Raw genomic sequence first — 19,640 nt, 5'->3', positions numbered from 1 at the left:
ATGAACCGGCCGCTGCTGTGGCTGCTGATGTGTGTGATGCCTGCGCTGGCGACGGCGCAGGATGAGCCGCTGCGGCTGGCGTACAAGGGCGAGTTGCTGTCGTTGAATCAGACGCAACTGACCGCCCGCGAGCCCTTGCCGTCGACGCTGGATACCCCGCTGGGCAGCCTGTGGAAATTGTTCGTCTATGCGTGGCTGGTGGATACCGGCGCGCACGAGCCAGCGTATGAATGTCACGGGCAATCCAAGGAAGAGGTTTATTGCTGCTCGGCGGGCGGCAGGATCGAGCGTGATCAGGCGTTGGTCAAATCCTGCGGCTTGTACTTTGAGCCGGCGAGATTGGGCATCGCTGCTGCCGATTGGCGCACCTATTGGCAGGTGCGGCAGGCGCCGTCGTGGTTGCTGGATTTGCCGACCGTGCAACCGGCTACTCGGGTTTCCGTGACGGACTTGCTGAAGGTGTTGTCGGTGCTGCCAGCGCAGGAGCAGATGCGCCGCGTGTTGCTCGACGTCGTGCTGAATGCGGCGGACGGCAATGTCGTCGGCGAACTGGGTGGTCGCCTGCGGGTTAAGACCTGGAGCTGGCTCGGCGATCAGGATCCGCAATCGCGCCAGGGTGGTTTTGCCGGTTGGACGGCGGACGGCTCGCCGATCTGGGCTGGTGGGCGCGGCACCAGTCAGATGGTTTTGCGCCATTACGGGCAGGCGTTGGCGACGGTCCTTCCTGCTTCGTGGCCGGCGGAAGCAGGGCGTTGTGTAGAGGTCGGACTGTTCTCGCGCTATCCGCTGACGCGTGTTCTGGCAGGGGATCGGGTGGTGTCTTCCGGCCCGTTGCAAGGCGACTACCGCGTCGAGTTCGCCAACGGCAATGCGCTGGATATTCACAGCGCCGGCGAACTGTTTCTGCTCAACGAGAAACTGGTCGCCCGGCTTGATCGCGAAGAATACGTTGCCCGTGTTCTTGAACGCGAAGCCAAACCTGAACCTGCCGAAGCGGCCAAAGCCTTGGCCGTGGCGATCCGCACCTATCTGCTGCAAAACGCCACGCGCAACGGCGATTGCCTGAGCATCGACGACAGCAGCAACCGTCAGCGCGTCGCTCCGCGTCCGGCCTCCGCCGAGTCGCGCAACATCGCCGCATGGACAGCGGATCTGGTGCTGGCCGGCAGCACCGTCACCTATCACTCCGATCAACCCGGCCCGGACAAACTCGCTTGGCAACAAGCCGTCGAGCAGGCCAACGCCGGCCAGCGCTACGACGCGATTCTGCTGCACGCCTATCCGCGCGCGAGCCTCAGCCGTTGGGACAACCCGGTTGCTTCCTGCGAAGCACTGCCCGCCGCACAGGACTGGCTGCAAAAGCAGCGCCGCGGCTGGCGTCCGACGCTGGAAAGCGAAACCGGCTACAACGAAGTCAGCTCGTTCGCCGTGTGCAAACTGGCGTTCGGCCGCCCGTTTGTCGATCGCGAACGCCAGCGCATTTACGTGCGCGGCGTGCTCACGCTGCAGGATCGCCTCGACCTGACTCACGAATACCTGCACCTGGCCTTTGAAGCACATCCCAATGGCCAGGATGAAACCTACATCGAAGGGCTCGCCCGTCACCTCTTGCTGGAATAGACCATGACACTCCGTTATCCACAGGTCTTGCTGTTGCTCTGCGCGTTCAATGCATGGCCGATGGCAATGGCCGCTGACAGCGTCAAACTCGACACCCCGGTCGGCGGCTGGCGCACCGGCGCGCCCGAGGGCGAAGGCGAAAACTTCCGCCAGACCGTCAACTACCCGGCCTCTTCGGTCAACACCCCGGTCGGCCAGGCCAACACCGCGCGCATCAGCGGCGAAATCAAAGCCACCCCCAAGAGCAAGGATCCCGGCCGGCTGATCGTCAACGGTGTCAGCATGCCGCTGAAAATCGACGACAGTGGCCGCTTCGACCGCCCGTTCTCCTTCCCCAACGGCAGCAACAGCGTCGAAGTGCGCAGCCCCGACGGCCAGCAACGCAACCGCACCCAATTCCTCAACGCCAGCGGCGGCGCCACCCCGGCCAAACTGCGCGTGCTGCTCTCCTGGGACAGCGACGGCACCGACCTCGATCTGCACCTGATCACCCCCGACGGCGCGCACATCTGGTACGGCGACCGCGTCGCACCCAATGGCGCCGCGCTCGACGTCGACGTCACCACCGGCTACGGCCCGGAAATCTTCGCCATGCCGGCGCCGATCAAGGGCCAATATCTGGTGTATGTGAACTACTTCGGCGGAGGTTATCGGGGGGATGATGAAGGCGGGGAGGAGGCGGTGCAGCCGCTGACCACGGCGCAGGTGACGGTGATTACCGAAGAGGGTACGCCGAGCGAGAAGATGGAGACGTTTGTGGTGCCGATGCGGGCGGTGGGGGAGTTGACGTTGGTGAAATCGTTCAGTTATCCCTGAGCAGCAGCCTGCTCAGGGTTGCACTAGAAACCGGGCGGAATGTAACCAGGCACGAACGGCACGTTGATGCACTTGCCGTGAATGATCTTTCCGTCCTCGATCCTGAACAGCACGATCTTTTTCGCCTTGTTGACGGTGGCTTCGAGTTTGCAATCGGAACTGTGACCGACCGTCTCGTAGTACTCGGTGTAAATCATGCCGTTGCCGGTGTGATTCATTGAAGTGCCGGCCGCTTCCGTGGTGGTCCAGCTGGACGATTTATACCAGGTGAGCACAGCCAGATTCTCGCCGTTGGCACCGGTCTGTTTTTTCATCGAGTCCGGTTTGCCGAACAGGTCTAGCGCTTCCTGAACATCACGTCCTTCCCAGCGCGACTGCGCAATCAAGTGGCAGCCATTGATCAGCAAAACAGCGGGCGTTATCAGCAGCGCCAATAACGTTTTAGTCCATTGATTCATCATGATGCCCGCCGCTTACTTGTTACCCAGGATCGAGTCGAGGTTGTCCATCATCTGGCCTTTTTCCTGAATCGGCGCGAGCTTGAAGAACATCTGCTGCAAGCCCTGAATCATCTGCAGATACTCCATCTTGCCCAGCGCAATCATGTCCTTTTTATTGGGTGAGCAAACAAACTCGCTGGTGCGCTGCACCCAGAACTCCTTCGGCTGCTGCCATTGGTCATTAACTTTCAGGTTGCGCATCATGTAAGCGATGCGATCAACCGACTGGCCGTTGAGAATTCGGACCTTGTTCGTTGAACACTGAACTTCGAGGTTGTAGGCATCGATCATCGGTTTGCCGGGTTCCTCATACACCAGCGTTACGGCGACCAACTTGGCCCCCTTGGTTTGTTTCGACGGCACGACTGAAGTGCTGTCGGCCACATACATGATGTTCTTGTGGGGAACGCCGTTGCCGTAAATGATCCACCAGTCACCAACGAGCTTCTGCTCCTCTGCCAAGGCTGAAGAGGTAGCGGTCATGAGTGCGGTCAGCAGAACAACGGATTGATTGAGTTTGAAAAACGACGACATGGTGTTGCTCCATTCCTTGGCGCTTTTGTAATGCACAAAAACAGAATGGAAATTTAGTGGTGAGGTTGGGCGCGGGGCAATTAGGGCGGATGTGCTAATGGCTTATTGCGATGCCCGTTTCAGTCAGGGCATGGTAATGGGGCAAGTATTTCTTGCCCCATTTCATAACGATGTCAGGCCGCCATTTCCGGGCTGAAGCTGGTGGATGTCAGACGCGTGATCGCAATTCCTAGTGCCTGATCATCGAATAATTTGTTTTTACGCACCGCAGCTCCGGACCCACCGTCCCAGTTCATCAGTGCTTTACGTACCGCAGGAACGGTTGGAGCAATCCTTTCCCGAATCAGCAACCAATCAACGGTCGCCAGCAACTCCATGCCGAAAGGTGACTCAAAACCGTCGATCAATTCAGCCGTTCGCTCTAAAGCTTGGGAGTATTCCTTGGCTTCAGTCTTGAGGTAGGTTTGCAAAAAGGCTTTGCGATCTTGATCAAACCAAATGACATCGGTGATTCCAGCATCACTGATGCGCTTGTCGCAATGTAGATAGCTGCCATCCAGATTGTTGAGCAGATGCTCCAATCGATTGGCATACGGGCCGAATTTATGAGCGACAAATTTGAGGTTTAGCGGATTCTCCGTACCTGGGATTTTCTCGATTGCACGTTCAAGAAACCAAGCCAGTTTCTGAATTTCGAGCAGGCTGCATTCCATGCCCAGAACCCAATAACGCCGGACCAATTCAGCAATCAGTGCTCGCGCCGGAGTGAGTTGCTCGACGCCATCGCGCTTAGCGACATTCAGATACTGATTGGAGGGTTCGAACACTAATACATCGACATCCAGGTCACCCAGCACTTCTACAATCTGCTCGCGCACTTCAGGCCACTTCAAACCACCGTTACCAGCGCCCAGCGGAGGAACAGCAACGGATTTCACATCGTTTTCAAGCAGGAACCGTCGCAGGTCATGCAAACCTTCGGTTATCCACGCCATTTGCGACGGAGAACGCCAATGGCGCTTGGTCGGGAAATTCACGATCCAGCGGGGGCCATCGAGTTCGTTGGTGGCCGTCACATGCATCTTGCCGGTTTCTACTTCCCCGGCCTTACATGCCGCTGCATACACGCGGTAATTCTGCGCAAAGCGCTCTTTGAACATCAGCGCGATGCCCTTACCCATCACGCCAACGGTATTCACCGTGTTGACGAGGGCTTCGGTTTTGGCTTCCAGCAGGTTACCTTGGGTAAATCTGATCATTGGAAATACCATGTGGGGCGCGCATGAACCGGCAACGTCAGGCCTCTGGCGGCGACGTCTGCTTCTATGCGTACTTTCATTGCATCGGTGTGGCACATGATGCCCAGTAGTCCCGTAATCGGTAAGTGATGGTGGATCAGCGCCTCAGCCTGATAACGCTCCATTTTGCGAGGGTCGTCAGGATCGCGCTTGAAGTCGCGCCGTTGAAGGATAGACCAATCGATCTGTTCGAGATTCGCCAGATCGCTGTAGTAGTTTGTCCAACTCGGGTAGGCATGTGCATTTGTGAACACAAATGGTAGGCCGAGCTCTTCAACGCGATAGAGGCTTGAGACCAGAATCACGATCTCATCGTTACTGCGTTGCTGAACACTCCAGCCCGAGTGAATGTTCTGCATCATCACCGAGAAGGGCGTGAAATAGAAGGGCACGTAGTCGGCCAGTACGCCTTCGGGTGCGATAGGCACCTGACGGGAACGGCGCTTGTCGATCAATTCGACGTTGCCGATGTTCACGTACTGAGGTGCCTGTACTTCCGAGTTTGAGCAATGAAGACCGTTGTCCAGAATCCATGGCAGGTTATCGCGATGGACGATACGCCAAATCAGAGCTTTCTCTGGATTCAGGTTGGTATAGATCATTGATAAAACATTCTCTGGTTCACGCTGGTCTGCACATTAACATCGGCCGTCTGTAATTTAGCTACGCAAAGTGCATCAACTTCTTCGCTGGGGGTGAAGATTTTGAAGAAGGCATCAGGTTTAACAACCCCCGGTGCGAGACACTCTGCCATGCAGATGCTTTTGCAATGAGGGTCCAGGTAATCGCGACTGCTCATGACATCCCACTCGATGGCTTCGAAACCCTGTTCGTAATCAAGTAGCTGTATTGAGTCGCCTGCTAACGGGTGGCGTGGAATGACTTTCCAGCCGTATTGCTTGGCTGTTGATCTGTAGACCGAGATCAACACAAATTGTGCCTCTGGCCTACTGCGCTGAACGCTTCCGTCAAATGGATTCTTCGCAAACCAGTGGAAGGGGACGTAGTTGTCGAGCTGCAGAGCCTGCCGCTTTTTCAGGATTTCAGCATCTGCGACGTCTTTGAAACCCGAGAGGCCGGCGCGAGGTTTCAAGCCATCCCTGAAAATCCCGTCCAGGTTTTCAACTGAAGTGAGATGGTAGAGAAGCTTCTGATCCTTGATGCTTTTAACGTCCGGCATAGTGGTCTCCTTGACCTGCACATCAACCTATATTGAATTCAGTCCCGGCCTCGCCCCGTGCTGATGTAACCCTCGATCCGTGAGGGTTGGTAGAACAATTGTCGTGATTCTAGTGTGCCATCACTTTTCACGGCAAGCCCAATATGGGAATCGAATAACCGGGCCAAATTGACTCACCACTGAACTCATTCCTCATCAAAATAATCGCGATCCAGCGTTGGCAACCGTAACAAACGGGATGTCACGCCCACCTCATGATCCATCATCAGATGCACCAGCCGCGTGCCGTCTACCAACACAATACCGTCCACCGATTTGGCAAAGTCGACAGCGTGCGCTGTGAAGCCGGACGTAGTGATGAAAACGCCACGCTTGGCTTTTTGCCCAGCGAGCGCTCCGTAGAACGCCTGCAGTTCAGGCCGGCCAACCGTGTTCTGCCAGCGCTTGGCCTGAACGTAAACCTTTTCCAGCCCCAATTTATCGAGCGAGATAATGCCGTCGATGCCGGCATCACCGGAACCGCCGACACGTTGCAGATCATTACGACTGGCGCCGTAACCCAGGCGATGAAGCACATCCAGCACGATCACTTCGAAGCGGTTGGGGCTGACTTGCAGCAAGTTATCCAAAAGGTCGGCCGCCGTGGCATCGCGCAATTCTTTTAGCGCTCGCTCCAGTCGGTCGTCGGGGCTTTCGGTGGCGGAGGCCAGATCTGGCTCAACGTTTGGTTGGTCATCCAGTGGCTCGGCATCAGGCGCGACTTTCAGCTTCACATTCATGTACCCGATTGCTAAATGCTCCACATCCTTGGCCGACAGCGGAAATGCATGCTCCTTGGCGTACTGCAGGCCTGCATCAGTCAACTTCCAATAACCGCGTTTGGCACTGCTGGAAAGGCCTGCACGCTTGAGACGATCGTGCGCCCAACCTGATCGGTTCTTGTAGGTAGCTTGGCCACTGGCGATCAGTTCTTCGCGCTGTGCTTCGGTCAGTTGCAGCATTTTCGCTGCTGCTTCGTGCGCGTCCCGAGCAATAGCGCCCTCGGGCTTTGTAGCGAGAAAACGCAGGATCGGCTCAATGAACTGATCGTAGGTTGGAACGGACATGGGCGCATCCCTGTGCTGATGGGTGTTTTTTAACTGACTGGCGGGCGAGTATAAATTAACGCTCGCTGAGGATGCCTTCGCGAGTTAGCGCTGGTGCGGTAAAAGCGTAAGTCGCCGTGTCTCGGCTCATTTATATGCCGAAAGGCCGAATAGGATATTTTTTAGCAGGCATTAAAAAGCCGGCTTGTGGCCGGCTTCTCGGGGACTGGCTTGGTTTATTTTTGGTAAACCGCGTCAGCCTTCAAAACGTACACCCGGATCTGCGTCCGGCTGTGGGACTTGGTCAGACGTTGGTCTGCCGCGTCAGGCGTCATCTGAGCCGCGGGAGCGGGTCGATGCGCAAATGTGGGGCGCAGGATACTGAGTTTTGTCGGGGATTCCCAGTCTCAAGTGCGGAATAGAGCCACCGCGGCGGGCAAAAATCGTAATTTGTACTGATTTTCGGGGCCTCTTCGCGAGTAGGTTCGCTCCCACAAGGGGTGGTGCAGGGTTGAAGATCCGTATCCGATCAGAGAAAAGGTACCACCGGTCGGCGTTTGCCCAGGGTCGACCACCAGAATACCCAGCCCAGAATGTGTATGCGCTGCTCATCGATCTGCGCTGCGCGGAAGATTTCGTCCGGGTATTCGGCGCTGTTGTGGCTGCGCAGGCGCAGGGCGTTGCCGGGCATGCGGTGCAGGTATTTGATGCGCAGCATGCCGTCGTGTTCGATGGCGTAGATTTCGCCGTCGACCACCTGGGTCAGGCCGCGGTCGATGCCGACGATGGAGCCGTCTTCGATGCGCTCGGCCATGCTGTTGCCGATCATGTGCGCGCAGATGGCGTCGCTTGGGCGGATTTCCAGTTGGGCGAGATGGGCGCGGGGCAGGCGGACGGTCTGCTCGGGGTCGAGGATGACGTGGGTTTTGTCGGCGCCGGCGCTGAGCGGTGTTTCCTTGAAAAACGGCAGTTCGATGTCGTTGGGGTTGATGATGGAATAGACGCCGTTGACGGACTGCGCGTCGAAGGTGTCGCCGTTGCTGGCAGGCGTTTGCAGGCGGGGTGACTCTTTGCTGCCTTCGCCGGTTTTCAGCCACTCGCTGTTGACCGAGAGCAGGCGTGAGACTTCCTCCATGCGATACGCCGGGACGCCCCGGGTGTACCAGTTATGAATGTTTTGGGCTTCCGTGCCCCAGAACTTTGCGAATCCCGTGGTGGTGATGTTCGCTGCTTCCAGGAGTGCCTTGAATCTTGGACCGCTAGTGTTCTTTCTCATAAACACCGAGTCTACGGCCGTGCCAGAGCGGTTTGAATAAACCGGCTGTTCAAAAAAAGCCTGTATTTTGCGACTGGATGTAAGGCGTGCTTGTGGGAAATCACTCACTTCGAAACTTTTCTGTAGTCCGCGATAAACACACTGTTTAAAGCGGCGTTTCTCAGGCACAAAAAACCCCGGATCAACCGGGGTTTTCTTCAAGCATCATGCAGCCAGCCGGCGCTTAGCCCTTGTAGGCAGCAACCGACTTGGTGATCGCGTCGCGAGCGGCATCAGCGCCAGCCCAGCCTTCGATCTTGACCCACTTGCCTTTTTCGAGATCTTTGTAGTTCGCGAAGAAGTGCTCGATCTGCTGGATCAGCAGCGGTGGCAGGTCGGTGTATTCCTTCACGTCGACGTACAGCTGGGACAGCTTGTCGTGTGGGACTGCGATGACTTTGGCATCACCGCCGCCGTCGTCGGTCATGTTCAGGATGCCGACTGGACGCGCGCGGATCACCGAGCCTGGAGCAACCGGGTAAGGGGTCACAACCAGCACGTCGAGGGGATCACCGTCGTCAGCCAGGGTGTTCGGGATGTAACCGTAGTTGGCCGGGTAGAACATTGGGGTGGCCATGAAACGGTCAACGAACAGGCAATCGCTGTCTTTGTCGATTTCGTATTTGATCGGCGCGTGGTTGGCCGGGATCTCGATCGCGACGTAGATGTCGTTCGGCAGGTCTTTGCCAGCCGGAATCTTGCTGTAGCTCATTGGGCGTTGCCCCCGTAGTTGACCAAAAACACTTGGCCGGATTGACCAAAAAGTGGCGGCGATTATAGGCATATTCCTACGTCGACGCCACGTACCAGAAGTCGTGCAGCGCTTACTCGTGCGCCTGATAGACCGGGTCTGTGGCCTGAAGTTGCCGCAGCCTGCCCAACGGATCCTGCCGGTAGAAAAGCTGCAGTTGCAAGTAGACCTGTGGATAAGCCGCGTGCAGCAGATCCGGAGCGCTGAAGAAGTATTCGCTGGTGACCGCAAAGAACTCCGCCGGGTTTTCCGCGGCGTACGGGTCGATGGCGGTTTCGGCATCGGGATTGCGGTCGAGCTGGCGGTTGAGGTCATCGTAGGCGTGTTGCATGACCTCGGCCCAGTCGCTGACGCGCATGTCGGCGTGCAGCGGCGGCAGGCCGTTGGCGTCGCCGTTGAGCATGTCGAGCTTGTGCGCCAGTTCGTGGATCACCAGGTTGTAGCCTTCCCAGCCACCACTGGCCATCACCCCCGGCCAGGCGAGGATGATCGGCCCCTGTTGCCAGGCTTCGCCGCTGTGCTCGCCGTCCCACTCGTGCTCGACGCCGCTGGCATCGCGATGCCGTTGCGGGCTGAGGAAGTCGTCGGGGTAGAGGACGATTTCGTGGAAGCCCTGATACCAGTTCAAATCGCCCAGATTGAGCAACGGCAACTGGGCCTGGGCGGCGAGCAGCAGGCGTTGTTCCTGATGCAGTTCGACACCGGGCAGGGCGGTCAGGTGTTTTTCTTCGAGAAACAGCACGCTGGCTTCACGCAACCATTGGTCTTCGGCGGCGCTGATGCCGTCGAGAAAGCTCAGGTGATGGCGCACCCGTTGCCACAGGTCGTCGGCAATCGGGTGCCTGGCCAGAATGCGCCGGCGACGCCAGGCGCTCAGTGACCACATCGGATCAGTGGGTTTCGGCTTTCGCGCCGCCGAAACGGCTGCGCACCACGCCGATGATCATCGGCACCAGCGACAGCAGGATGATGCCAACCACCAGCAACGACAGGTTCTTCTTGATGAACGGCACGTTGCCGAAGAAGTAACCCAGGGTCACCAGGCCGCCGACCCAGAGGATGGTGCCGAACACGCTGAACGCGAAGAAACGCGGGTAGGGCATTTTCCCGACGCCGGCGACGAACGGGGCAAATGTACGGATGATCGGCAGGAAGCGCGCCAGGGTCACGGTTTTGCCGCCGTGCTTGTCGTAGAAATCGTGGGTTTTTTGCAGGTAGTCGCGACGGAAGATTTTCGAGTTCGGGTTGCTGAAGAGTTTTTCGCCCGCCGTTCGGCCGATCACATAGTTGGTGCTGTCGCCGAGGATCGCCGCGAGCATCAGCAGCCCGCCCAACAGCACCGGATCCATGCCACCGCCCGCCGCCACGGCACCGGCGATGAACAACAGCGAATCACCCGGCAGGAACGGCATCACCACCAGACCGGTTTCACAGAAGATGACAGCGAACAGAATCGCGTAGATCCACGGCCCGTAGTTGGTGACCAGCAAATCGAGGTACACATCGAGATGCAGGATAAGGTCGAGCGGGTTGAAATCCATGGGGGCACCTGTGGTGACGGCCCGACTCGGCAGGCCTGTGCGGATGATTCGGGTGTAAGCCTACAGCGAGGTGTAGTTTTTCTTACAAGCCGGAAAGCTCGGGATTATACGGTCTGAGAGGTGAAAAGCGCGTTGGTTTTGTAGCGAGGGATGTCGGGGTGTGAACAAATGTCAGGCAGGCATTGATGGTGGCGGCAAGGTGGGTGTGGCGAGGGAGCTTGCTCCCGCTGGAGGGCGAAGCACTCCCAAGCCTTGATTTGCCTGACCTGTTGAGATGACTGAGGTGGGGCCGCTTCGCAGCCCGGCGGGAGCAAGCTCCCTCGCCACAACAGGCCCTTGATGAGTGCTAGAGCTCGTCGCTGATCGGCAGCACGTAGTTCTTGAACTCGGTGTCTTCCTTGAAACCAATGGATTCGTAGGTTTTCTGCGCCACTTCGTTGTTGCTGCTGGTGGAAACGCGCATGCGCACGGCCTGGGTTTCCTTGGCCATTTTCTTCGCGGTGCGGATCAGGTTGTCGGCCACCAGTTGGCGGCGGGCGTCTTCGGCGACATAGATGTCGTTGAGGATCCACACGCGCTTGAGCGACAGCGAGGAAAAGCTTGGATACAGCTGGCAGAACCCCATGAGCTTCTTGTCGTCATCATCGGCCAGGGCCAGATAAATCACCGACTCCTTGCGACGCAGGCGTTTTTCGAGAAACGCGCGGGAGGAATCCGGGTAGGGCAGGGAACCGTAGAACTCGCGATATTTGACGAACAACGGGGTCAGCAAATCCAGGTGTTCAAGGGTCGCTTGAATAATCCGCATGATAGGTCTCGTCTTCAAGTGGCTGTCTTCAACTGCTCTGACGGCGATGGGAAACCCTGCGGCCGTGCATCGATCCTGCCTGAAAGCAGCGCAGAAACGCAATGCGGAAACGGTTCAGGTTGTGGGCGGATCGAGTAGGAAGTTTCCCTTCATGTCCGCACCGGCCTCCGACTCCAGCGTCTGCACCTGTGCTTCGTCCTTCAGATTGACCCCCGACAGCTGCCGCCGGCAGGCCTCGCGCATCAGATACAGCAGGCGATGCGCCGCCATGCCGTAGCTCAAGCCCTCAAGCCGCACGTTGGAGATGCAATTGCGGTAGGCATCGGTCAGCCCGACTTTTGGATTGTAGGTGAAATATAAACCGAGGCTGTCGGGCGAGCTGAGGCCCGGACGCTCTCCGATCAGCATCACGACCATTTTTGCACCCAGCAACTGACCGATCTCGTCACCGATGGCGACGCGGCCCTGTTCCACCAGCACTACCGGGGCAAGCGACCAGCCGTCGGCGCTCATCTGCTCCTCCAGGCGGGTCAGAAACGGCAGGGTATGCCGATGCACCGCCAGTGCCGACAGGCCGTCCGCCACCACAATCGTCAGATCGACCCCGCCGGGGTTGGCCTGCGCGTAATCCCGCAGGCTCTGCGCCGAGGTGTCGCTGAGCTTGCGCCCCAGATCCGGGCGTTGCAGGTAGCTGTTGCGATCAGTCGCGGCGCTGTGAAGCAACAAGGTCTCGCGCCCGCGCTCGCTCAGTTGCGCGCTGAGCCCGGCGTGGTCGAACGGCAGATGCACCGCATCCCGTGCCTGAGCGTGGGCGAACTGGAAATCCAGCTGGGCGCTGGTCGGCAGGCTGGTGCCGGTGCGGCCGAGGGCGATGCGCGCCGGGGTCAGGCGGCGCAGTTCCAGCCACGGGTTTTGCGGGTCGACAGGCGGTTTTTCCATAACACTCATCCCAGTTGCGCCAGCGCCTGGCGGAAGGCCGGCGGCAGGTTGTTGCCAAAGCGAACCTTGCCGTCCGCCTGGGTGAAGATGCCCATGTTCGCCAGCCATTGCTCGAACTCCGGCGCCGGTTTCAGGCCCAGGGTCTGGCGCGCGTAGAGCGCGTCGTGAAACGAGGTGGTCTGGTAGTTGAGCATGATATCGTCGGAGCCGGGGATGCCCATGATGAAGTTGATTCCGGCCACACCGAGCAGGGTCAGCAGGGTGTCCATGTCGTCCTGATCGGCTTCGGCATGGTTGGTGTAGCAGATGTCGCAGCCCATCGGCACGCCGAGTAACTTGCCGCAGAAGTGGTCTTCGAGGCCGGCGCGGATGATCTGTTTGCCGTTATAGAGGTATTCCGGGCCGATGAAGCCGACCACGGTATTCACCAGAAACGGCTTGAAATGCCGCGCCACGGCGTAGGCCCGGGTTTCGCAGGTCTGCTGGTCGACACCGTGGTGGGCGTTGGCCGACAGCGCGCTGCCCTGACCGGTTTCGAAATACATCAGGTTCTGCCCGAGGGTGCCGCGCTTCAGGCTCAGCCCCGCGTCATAGCCTTCCTGCAATACATTGAGGTTGATGCCGAAACTGGCGTTGGCCGCTTCGGTGCCGGCGATCGACTGGAACACCAGGTCCAGCGGCACACCCCGGTTGATCGCCTCGATCGAGGTGGTGACGTGGGTCAGCACGCAAGCCTGGGTCGGGATGTCGTAGCGCTGGATGATCGCGTCAAGCATTTCCAGCATCGCGCAGATCGAGGCGATGCTGTCGGTGGCCGGGTTGATCCCGATCATCGCGTCGCCATTGCCGTACAGCAGACCGTCGAGAATGCTCGCGGCGATGCCGGAGGGCTCGTCGGTCGGATGGTTCGGTTGCAGCCGGGTCGACAAGCGCCCGCGCAGGCCGAGGGTGCCGCGAAATTTTGTGACCACGCGGATCTTCTGCGCCACCAGCACCAGATCCTGCACGCGCATGATTTTCGACACGGCGGCGACCATTTCCGGGGTCAGACCGGGGGCGAGGGCGCGCAGGCTGGTTTCGTCTGCCGCGTCGCTGAGCAGCCAGTCGCGGAAACCACCGACGGTGAGGTGGCTGACCACGGCGAAGGCTTGTTTGTCGTGGGTGTCGATGATCAGTCGGGTGACTTCATCGGCTTCGTAGGGAATCAGCGCTTCCTGCAGAAAATGCGTGAGCGGGATGTCGGCCAGCGCCATTTGTGCAGCCACGCGCTCGCCGTCATTGAGCGCGGCAACGCCGGCCAGAAAGTCACCGGAGCGCGCCGGGCTGGCCTTGGCCATGACGTCCTTGAGGCTGTCGAAGCGGTAGGTCTGGGCGCCGACGGAATGGGCAAATGCGGCCATGGGGCGGTGTCCTCCTGATTCTGTGGGTAACTCGGTCTCCCTGTGGGAGCGGGCTTGCTCGCGAAAGCGTCGTGTCAGACGACATCGTTGTTGGATGACACGACGCCTTCGCGAGCAAGCCCGCTCCCACAGGGGACCTTCATGCACTTCTATATAGCGGGCACCGGGCGACAGGCCCGGTGCCGGTGCAACTAGATACCTTCGAGCATAGCGTCTGCCGGGGCTTCGGCGCGTTGCTTGGCGGTGAGCTGGAAGTACAGATAACCAGCGGCCATGAAGCCAAGGAACACACAGCCGATCAGCGTGTTGAACCACGCCATCGCCACCAGGCACACCACGGCCAGAAACAGCGCAATTGCTGGCACCACCGGATAGCCCGGGGCGCGGAAGGTGCGTTCCAGGTTCGGTTCGGTTTTGCGCAGTTTGAACAGGCTGAGCATGCTGATGATGTACATCACGATCGCGCCGAACACCGACATGGTGATCATCGCTGCGGTCAGGGTCATGCCTTGCAGATTGACCAGACCGTCGCTGTAGATCGCCGCGATGCCGATCACACCACCGGCCAGAATCGCCCGGTGCGGGGTCTGGAAACGTGACAGCTTGGCCAGGCTCTTCGGCAGATAACCGGCGCGGGCGAGGGCGAAGAATTGTCGCGAGTAGCCGAGGATGATCCCGTGGAAACTCGCCACCAGGCCGAACAGGCCGATCCACACCAGCATATGCATCCACGATGAGTTGTTGCCGACTACCGCTTTCATCGCCTGCGGCAGTGGATCGTTGATGTTCGACAGTTGGCGCCAGTCGCCGACACCGCCGGCCATCACCATCACGCCGATGGCAAGGAACACCAGGGTCAGGATGCCGCTGACGTAGGCCTTGGGAATCGTGCGTTTCGGATCCTTCGCTTCTTCGGCGGCCATGGCCGCGCCTTCGATGGCGAGGAAGAACCAGATCGCGAACGGGATCGCGGCAAAGATTCCGGGGATCGAGCCCAGGGTGAACTCGTTGGCACCCGACCAGCCGTTGAGCACGAAGTTGCTGAAGCTGAAGCCCGGCGCGACCACGCCCATGAACACCAGTAATTCGGCGACCGCCAGCACGGTGACCACCAGCTCAAAAGTCGCGGCGATGCTGACGCCGAGGATGTTCAGGGTCATGAACACGAAATACGCGCCGACCGCTGCCACCTTCGGATCAAGCTCCGGGTACTGCACGTTGAGGTAGGCGCCGATGGCCATGGCGATCGCCGGTGGGGCGAAGACGAATTCGATCAGCGTGGCGATGCCGGCGATCAGTCCGCCTTTTTCGCCGAACGCCCGGCGGCTGTAGGCAAACGGCCCGCCCGCGTGGGGAATCGCGGTGGTCAGTTCGGTGAAGCTGAAGATGAAGCAGGTGTACATGGTCGCGACCATTAGCGCCGTGACCAGAAATCCGAGGGTGCCCGCGGTGCCCCAGCCGTAACTCCAGCCGAAGTATTCGCCGGAAATCACCAGGCCGACGGCAATGCCCCACAAATGCAGGGTGCCGAGTGTGGGTTTGAGCTGTGTGGTGGAAGTCATAAGTCCTCTCTGTTTTTTATTGTTCGATCTGTTGGACTTTCGGGTGCAGCGGTTGAGGTGGATGGATGCTGTTCACGCAGCGGCAGTTTTTGTGCAAAACCTGAATGACGGGTACGCAAGGGCCGTGCCAGAGCGGCCAGGCCTTGTGTCGTGTCATTTAGGACGCCATCGCTGGCAAGCCAGCTCCCACAGGTTTATGTGGTGAACCCATTATTGAGATCGAATTCAGATCCCTGTGGGAGCGAGCTTGCTCGCGAAGGCGGTTGAACAGGCGACACAGAAATATCTGTATCGCCCCCGGGTTTTAGAAGAAGCCCAACGGATTGATGTCGTAGCTCACCAGCAGGTTTTTCGTCTGCTGATAGTGATCGAGCATCATCTTGTGGGTTTCACGGCCGACGCCGGACTTCTTGTACCCGCCGAACGCGGCGTGCGCCGGGTACAGGTGGTAGCAGTTGGTCCACACACGACCGGCCTTGATCGCGCGGCCCATGCGGTAGGCGCGGTTGATGTCGCGGGTCCACAGGCCGGCACCGAGGCCGAACTCGGTGTCGTTGGCGATCGCCAGGGCTTCGGCTTCGTCCTTGAAGGTGGTGATGCTCACCACCGGGCCGAAGATTTCTTCCTGGAACACGCGCATTTTGTTGGTGCCCTTGAGCAGGGTTGGCTGGATGTAATAGCCGGTCGCCAGATTGCCCTCGAGTTTTTCCACCTTGCCGCCGGTCAGCAGCTCGGCGCCTTCACCCTTGGCGATTTCCAGGTACGAAAGAATCTTGTCGAATTGCTGCTCGGACGCCTGCGCGCCAACCATGGTGTCGGTGTCCAGCGGATCGCCACGTTTGATTTGCAGGACTTTCTTCATCACCACTTGCATGAATTCGTCGTAGATCGACTCCTGCACCAGCGCGCGGGACGGGCAGGTGCAGACTTCGCCCTGGTTGAAGAACGCCAGCACCAGGCCTTCGGCAGCTTTTTCGATGAAGGTCGGTTCGGCCTGCATGATGTCTTCGAAGAAGATGTTCGGCGACTTGCCGCCCAGTTCCACGGTCGATGGAATGATGTTCTCGGCGGCGCATTTCATGATGTGCGAGCCGACCGGGGTCGAGCCGGTGAAGGCGATCTTGGCGATGCGTTTGCTGGTGGCCAGGGCTTCGCCGGCTTCTTTGCCGAAACCTTGCACCACGTTGAGCACGCCCGGTGGCAGCAGATCACCGATCAGCTCCATCAGCACGCAGATGCCCAGCGGAGTCTGCTCGGCAGGCTTGAGCACCACGCAGTTACCGGCGGCCAGTGCCGGAGCGAGTTTCCACGCGGCCATCAGCAGCGGGAAATTCCACGGGATGATCTGCCCGACCACGCCCAGCGGTTCATGGATGTGATAGGCCACGGTGTTGCCGTCGATTTCGGCAGCGCTGCCTTCCTGCGCGCGCAGGCAACCGGCGAAGTAGCGGAAATGGTCGGCTGCCAGCGGGATGTCGGCGTTGAGGGTTTCGCGGATGGCTTTGCCGTTGTCCCAGGTTTCGGTGATCGCCAGCAGTTCGAGGTTCTGTTCGATGCGGTCGGCGATTTTCAGCAGGATCAGCGAGCGCGCCTGCACGGAGGTCGCGCCCCACGCATCGGCAGCGGCGTGGGCGGCGTCCAGTGCCTTGTCGATGTCTTCGGCAGTGGAGCGAGGAAATTCGGCAATCGGTTGGCCATTCACTGGCGAGGTGTTGGTGAAGTACTGACCTTTGACAGGCGCGACGAACTCGCCGCCGATGTAGTTACCGTACTTGCTCTTGAACGAGACTTTGGCGCCTTCAGTACCGGGGTGAGCGTAACGCATGATTTGTTCTCCTTGGCTTTGTACTTATTAGAGAAACGCGCAAGTGCGCTTGCTATAAGCGTAGAGCAAAGGTCGGGCCACTGCCGTGCAGGGCAGGCAAATCAAGGCTTTGCGTATTTTTTGTCGGACGGGCGGGCGGCGCCTGTGATGGTTTCGGTACAGAGGGGGTGACAGTTTGTACCGCTTTTGGCACAGCCAGTGACCGGCTGGTCTTGCCAGCATTGCAATGCGCCGATGGCTGGAGGATGCTGACTGCCAATCGCCCAGATGCACCCCTTGTGGCGAGGGGATTTAGCGAAACGTCGCACCGCCCCGATCGGCTGCGCAGCAGTCGTAAATCCGGTGTACGCGGTGAATCTAAGAAGCCACGTTGGTTTGATTGGGGCTGCTTCGCAACCCATCGGGGATAAATCCCCTCACCACAAGGTATGTGCCAGCCAATAAAGAGGCGGCACTGATCTCGGGGAGAATAATAAGAAATGCACGATAACCATTTGAGTCGCCATGCCCAGCAGGTGCTCACCGTCAGTCAGGGCAAGCCGCACCTGCACGGGCCCGGTGCCGATCCGTCGATTGCCCGCTCGTGGCTGCGCTGTCTTGAGGACTATCACCTCGACCCGGCCCTGACCATGGCGCCCACCGTGCTCGAGCACGGGCGCGTGCTTGAAAGCCGCGAACGCCTGCAACAGGTGTTGCAGATCGCCGGCAATGAAATGAGCAGCCTGCATCAACAACTGTCGGGCGCCGGTCATGCGGTGCTGTTGACCGACGCGCGCGGGGTGATCCTCAACTGCGTCACCGCACCGGCCGAGCGCAAAATATTCGAACGTGCCGGCCTCTGGCTCGGCGCCGACTGGAGCGAAGCCTGCGAAGGCACCAACGGCATTGGCACCTGTCTGGTCGAGCGCCAGGCACTGACCATCCATCAGGACGAACACTTTCGCGGCCGCCACACCGGCCTGACCTGCTCGGCGAGCCCGGTGTTCGACCCGCACGGCGAACTGCTGGCGGTGCTCGACGTGTCCTCGGCGCGCCACGACGTTTCGCGGCAGAGCCAGTTCCACACCATGGCGCTGGTCAATCTGTCGGCGAAGATGATCGAGAGCTGCTATTTCCTGCGCTGCTTCGATAACCAATGGCTGCTGCGTTTCCATCTTCAGGCCGAATCCGTCGGCTTGTTCAGCGAAGGGCTGCTGGCGTTTGACGGGGAAGGGCGGATCAGCGCGGTCAACCAGAGCGCGCTGAACCTGCTCGGGCATATTCGCGGTGGTTTGCTCGGCAAACCGGTGGAAGCATTTTTCGATTGTTCGCTGGACGAGTTGCTCGGTCGGGCCAGCGCCAATGCCAGCGCCAGTTGGCCGCTGCGCACCCGCGACGGACGGCATCTGTTTGCCTTGCTGCGTGGCGAATCGCGCAAGCCGGCGCCGATCCTGCCGGCTCCGGTCGTGGCCAAGCCGCAAGCGCTGGCGGGCATTTGCCTCGGCGACGCGGCGCTGCAAGCGGATTTCCGCAAGGCGCTGCGGGTGTTCGAACGCGACGTGCCGCTGCTGATCAACGGTGAAACCGGCTCCGGCAAGGAAGCATTCGCCAAGGCTGTGCATCACGCCAGCCAGCGCGCCAACAAAGCCTTCGTAGCCCTCAACTGCGCGGCGATCCCCGAAAGCCTGATCGAGAGCGAACTGTTCGGTTATCGCGGCGGAAGTTTCACCGGTGCGCGCAAGGACGGCATGCGCGGCAAGTTGCAGCAGGCCGATGGCGGCACTTTGTTTTTGGATGAAATCGGTGACATGCCGCTGGCGTTGCAAACCCGTTTGTTGCGGGTGCTGGAAGACCGGCAGGTGGTGCCGATCGGCGGCGAGCCGGAAGCGGTCAACGTGCGGATCATCAGCGCCACTCACCGTAATCTGCTGGAGCGGGTCGAAGGCGGCAGCTTCCGTGAAGATCTGTATTACCGGCTCAATGGGCTGGAGGTCGCGCTGCCGGCGCTGCGTGAGCGTAGCGACAAGTCGCAGTTGCTGGATTTTCTGCTGGCCGAGGAGGCCGGCGGCGAAACAATCGTGATCGACGACCCGGCGCGCCAGGCGTTGCTGGCCTTCAACTGGCCGGGCAACGTTCGGCAGTTGCGCAATGTTCTGCGCACATTGGCGGCATTGTGTGATGAAGGGCGAATCGGGTTGGAGGATCTGCCGGCGATGATTCGGCAGGGGCGGCCAACGCTGGAACTGAAGTCGGTTGAATCCGAGCATCCGCTGGAAGATGCCGAACGTCTGGCGTTGCTCAATGTGCTGGAACAAACGCGCTGGCACATGACCCAAACCGCGCAGCAGCTCGGGGTCAGCCGCAATACCCTCTATAGAAAGCTTCGTAAGCACGCGATCTCCCCTTAAACCGCGTCGCGCCATTCGCGAGCAAGCCCGCTCCCACAGGATCAGCGCCAACCTTGTGGGAGCGGGCTTGCTCGCGAAG

The 19,640-nt window shown here is 59.5% G+C and carries 18 protein-coding genes; 3 read left to right on the top strand and 15 right to left on the bottom strand.

Translation table 11 applies throughout. The features are described 5' to 3' along the window. Positions 1-1,620, top strand: a complete 1,620-nt coding sequence (locus KCG87_RS18680) for a DUF2300 domain-containing protein (RefSeq protein ID WP_210558592.1) — start codon at positions 1-3, stop codon at positions 1,618-1,620. 3 nt (positions 1,621-1,623) lie between these two features. Further along, positions 1,624-2,436 carry a DUF2135 domain-containing protein gene (locus tag KCG87_RS18675; RefSeq protein WP_210558593.1) on the top strand — a complete coding sequence of 271 codons (813 nt, stop codon included), beginning with the start codon at positions 1,624-1,626 and terminating at the stop codon, positions 2,434-2,436. A gap of 23 nt (positions 2,437-2,459) precedes the next feature. On the opposite strand, the gene KCG87_RS18670 is transcribed toward KCG87_RS18675, so the two are convergent. From KCG87_RS18670 to KCG87_RS18600, 15 genes are all read right to left on the bottom strand, one after another. Next, on the bottom strand, positions 2,460-2,894 hold the full coding sequence (locus tag KCG87_RS18670) for a hypothetical protein (RefSeq protein WP_098968457.1): 435 nt from the start codon (positions 2,892-2,894) through the stop codon (positions 2,460-2,462). Between the two features lie 15 nt (positions 2,895-2,909). Next, entirely contained in the window at positions 2,910-3,470 is a 561-nt protein-coding gene (locus KCG87_RS18665) for a hypothetical protein (RefSeq protein WP_210558594.1), read from the bottom strand. Between the two features lie 173 nt (positions 3,471-3,643). After that, entirely contained in the window at positions 3,644-4,729 is a 1,086-nt protein-coding gene (locus KCG87_RS18660; protein ID WP_202370612.1) for a macro domain-containing protein, read from the bottom strand. After that, positions 4,726-5,370 (bottom strand): DUF4433 domain-containing protein, encoded by a 645-nt coding sequence (locus KCG87_RS18655; RefSeq protein WP_210558595.1) that lies wholly within the window; start codon positions 5,368-5,370, stop codon positions 4,726-4,728. The genes KCG87_RS18660 and KCG87_RS18655 overlap by 4 nt, the downstream gene beginning before the upstream one ends. Further along, entirely contained in the window at positions 5,367-5,948 is a 582-nt protein-coding gene (locus KCG87_RS18650) for a DarT ssDNA thymidine ADP-ribosyltransferase family protein (protein WP_210558596.1), read from the bottom strand. The genes KCG87_RS18655 and KCG87_RS18650 overlap by 4 nt, the downstream gene beginning before the upstream one ends. A 185-nt stretch (positions 5,949-6,133) precedes the next feature. After that, positions 6,134-7,054: a restriction endonuclease gene (locus tag KCG87_RS18645; RefSeq protein WP_098965795.1), complete on the bottom strand. Its 921-nt coding sequence runs from the start codon at positions 7,052-7,054 to the stop codon at positions 6,134-6,136. Positions 7,055-7,562: 508 nt separating this feature from the next. Then, positions 7,563-8,309, bottom strand: a complete 747-nt coding sequence (locus tag KCG87_RS18640) for a helix-turn-helix transcriptional regulator (RefSeq protein WP_027612915.1) — start codon at positions 8,307-8,309, stop codon at positions 7,563-7,565. A gap of 223 nt (positions 8,310-8,532) precedes the next feature. Then, a complete protein-coding gene (ppa, locus tag KCG87_RS18635) occupies positions 8,533-9,060 on the bottom strand; it encodes an inorganic diphosphatase (protein WP_008052339.1) in 528 nt (175 codons plus the stop codon). 112 nt (positions 9,061-9,172) lie between these two features. Next, positions 9,173-9,985 (bottom strand): zinc-dependent peptidase, encoded by an 813-nt coding sequence (locus KCG87_RS18630; RefSeq protein ID WP_027612913.1) that lies wholly within the window; start codon positions 9,983-9,985, stop codon positions 9,173-9,175. A 4-nt stretch (positions 9,986-9,989) separates the two neighbouring features. Next, positions 9,990-10,640, bottom strand: coding sequence for a DedA family protein (locus tag KCG87_RS18625; protein WP_003228594.1), 651 nt, complete (start codon positions 10,638-10,640; stop codon positions 9,990-9,992). 346 nt (positions 10,641-10,986) lie between these two features. Then, positions 10,987-11,448, bottom strand: a complete 462-nt coding sequence (locus KCG87_RS18620; RefSeq protein ID WP_003228592.1) for a GNAT family N-acetyltransferase — start codon at positions 11,446-11,448, stop codon at positions 10,987-10,989. A 114-nt stretch (positions 11,449-11,562) separates the two neighbouring features. After that, positions 11,563-12,387, bottom strand: a complete 825-nt coding sequence (gene eutC, locus KCG87_RS18615) for an ethanolamine ammonia-lyase subunit EutC (protein WP_210558597.1) — start codon at positions 12,385-12,387, stop codon at positions 11,563-11,565. A 5-nt stretch (positions 12,388-12,392) separates the two neighbouring features. After that, the gene (locus KCG87_RS18610; RefSeq protein WP_096796313.1) at positions 12,393-13,787 is read right to left on the bottom strand and encodes an ethanolamine ammonia-lyase subunit EutB; all 1,395 of its coding nucleotides are present in this window, start codon (positions 13,785-13,787) and stop codon (positions 12,393-12,395) included. Between the two features lie 191 nt (positions 13,788-13,978). Further along, a complete protein-coding gene (gene eat / locus KCG87_RS18605) occupies positions 13,979-15,349 on the bottom strand; it encodes an ethanolamine permease (RefSeq protein ID WP_098965792.1) in 1,371 nt (456 codons plus the stop codon). Between the two features lie 304 nt (positions 15,350-15,653). Further along, the gene (locus tag KCG87_RS18600; RefSeq protein WP_025108675.1) at positions 15,654-17,174 is read right to left on the bottom strand and encodes an aldehyde dehydrogenase family protein; all 1,521 of its coding nucleotides are present in this window, start codon (positions 17,172-17,174) and stop codon (positions 15,654-15,656) included. 479 nt (positions 17,175-17,653) lie between these two features. On the opposite strand from KCG87_RS18600, the gene KCG87_RS18595 reads away from it, so the two are divergent. After that, complete coding sequence (locus KCG87_RS18595; RefSeq protein WP_210558598.1) at positions 17,654-19,561, top strand: sigma-54-dependent Fis family transcriptional regulator; 1,908 nt, start codon at positions 17,654-17,656, stop codon at positions 19,559-19,561. The last annotated feature ends 79 nt before the right edge of the window (positions 19,562-19,640 follow it).

The organism is Pseudomonas sp. MWU347 (assembly GCF_017947305.1).
Classification (GTDB): domain Bacteria; phylum Pseudomonadota; class Gammaproteobacteria; order Pseudomonadales; family Pseudomonadaceae; genus Aquipseudomonas; species Aquipseudomonas putida_A.
Note: the sequence above shows the minus strand (reverse complement) of the source record. Positions and strands in the feature narration are given on the sequence as shown.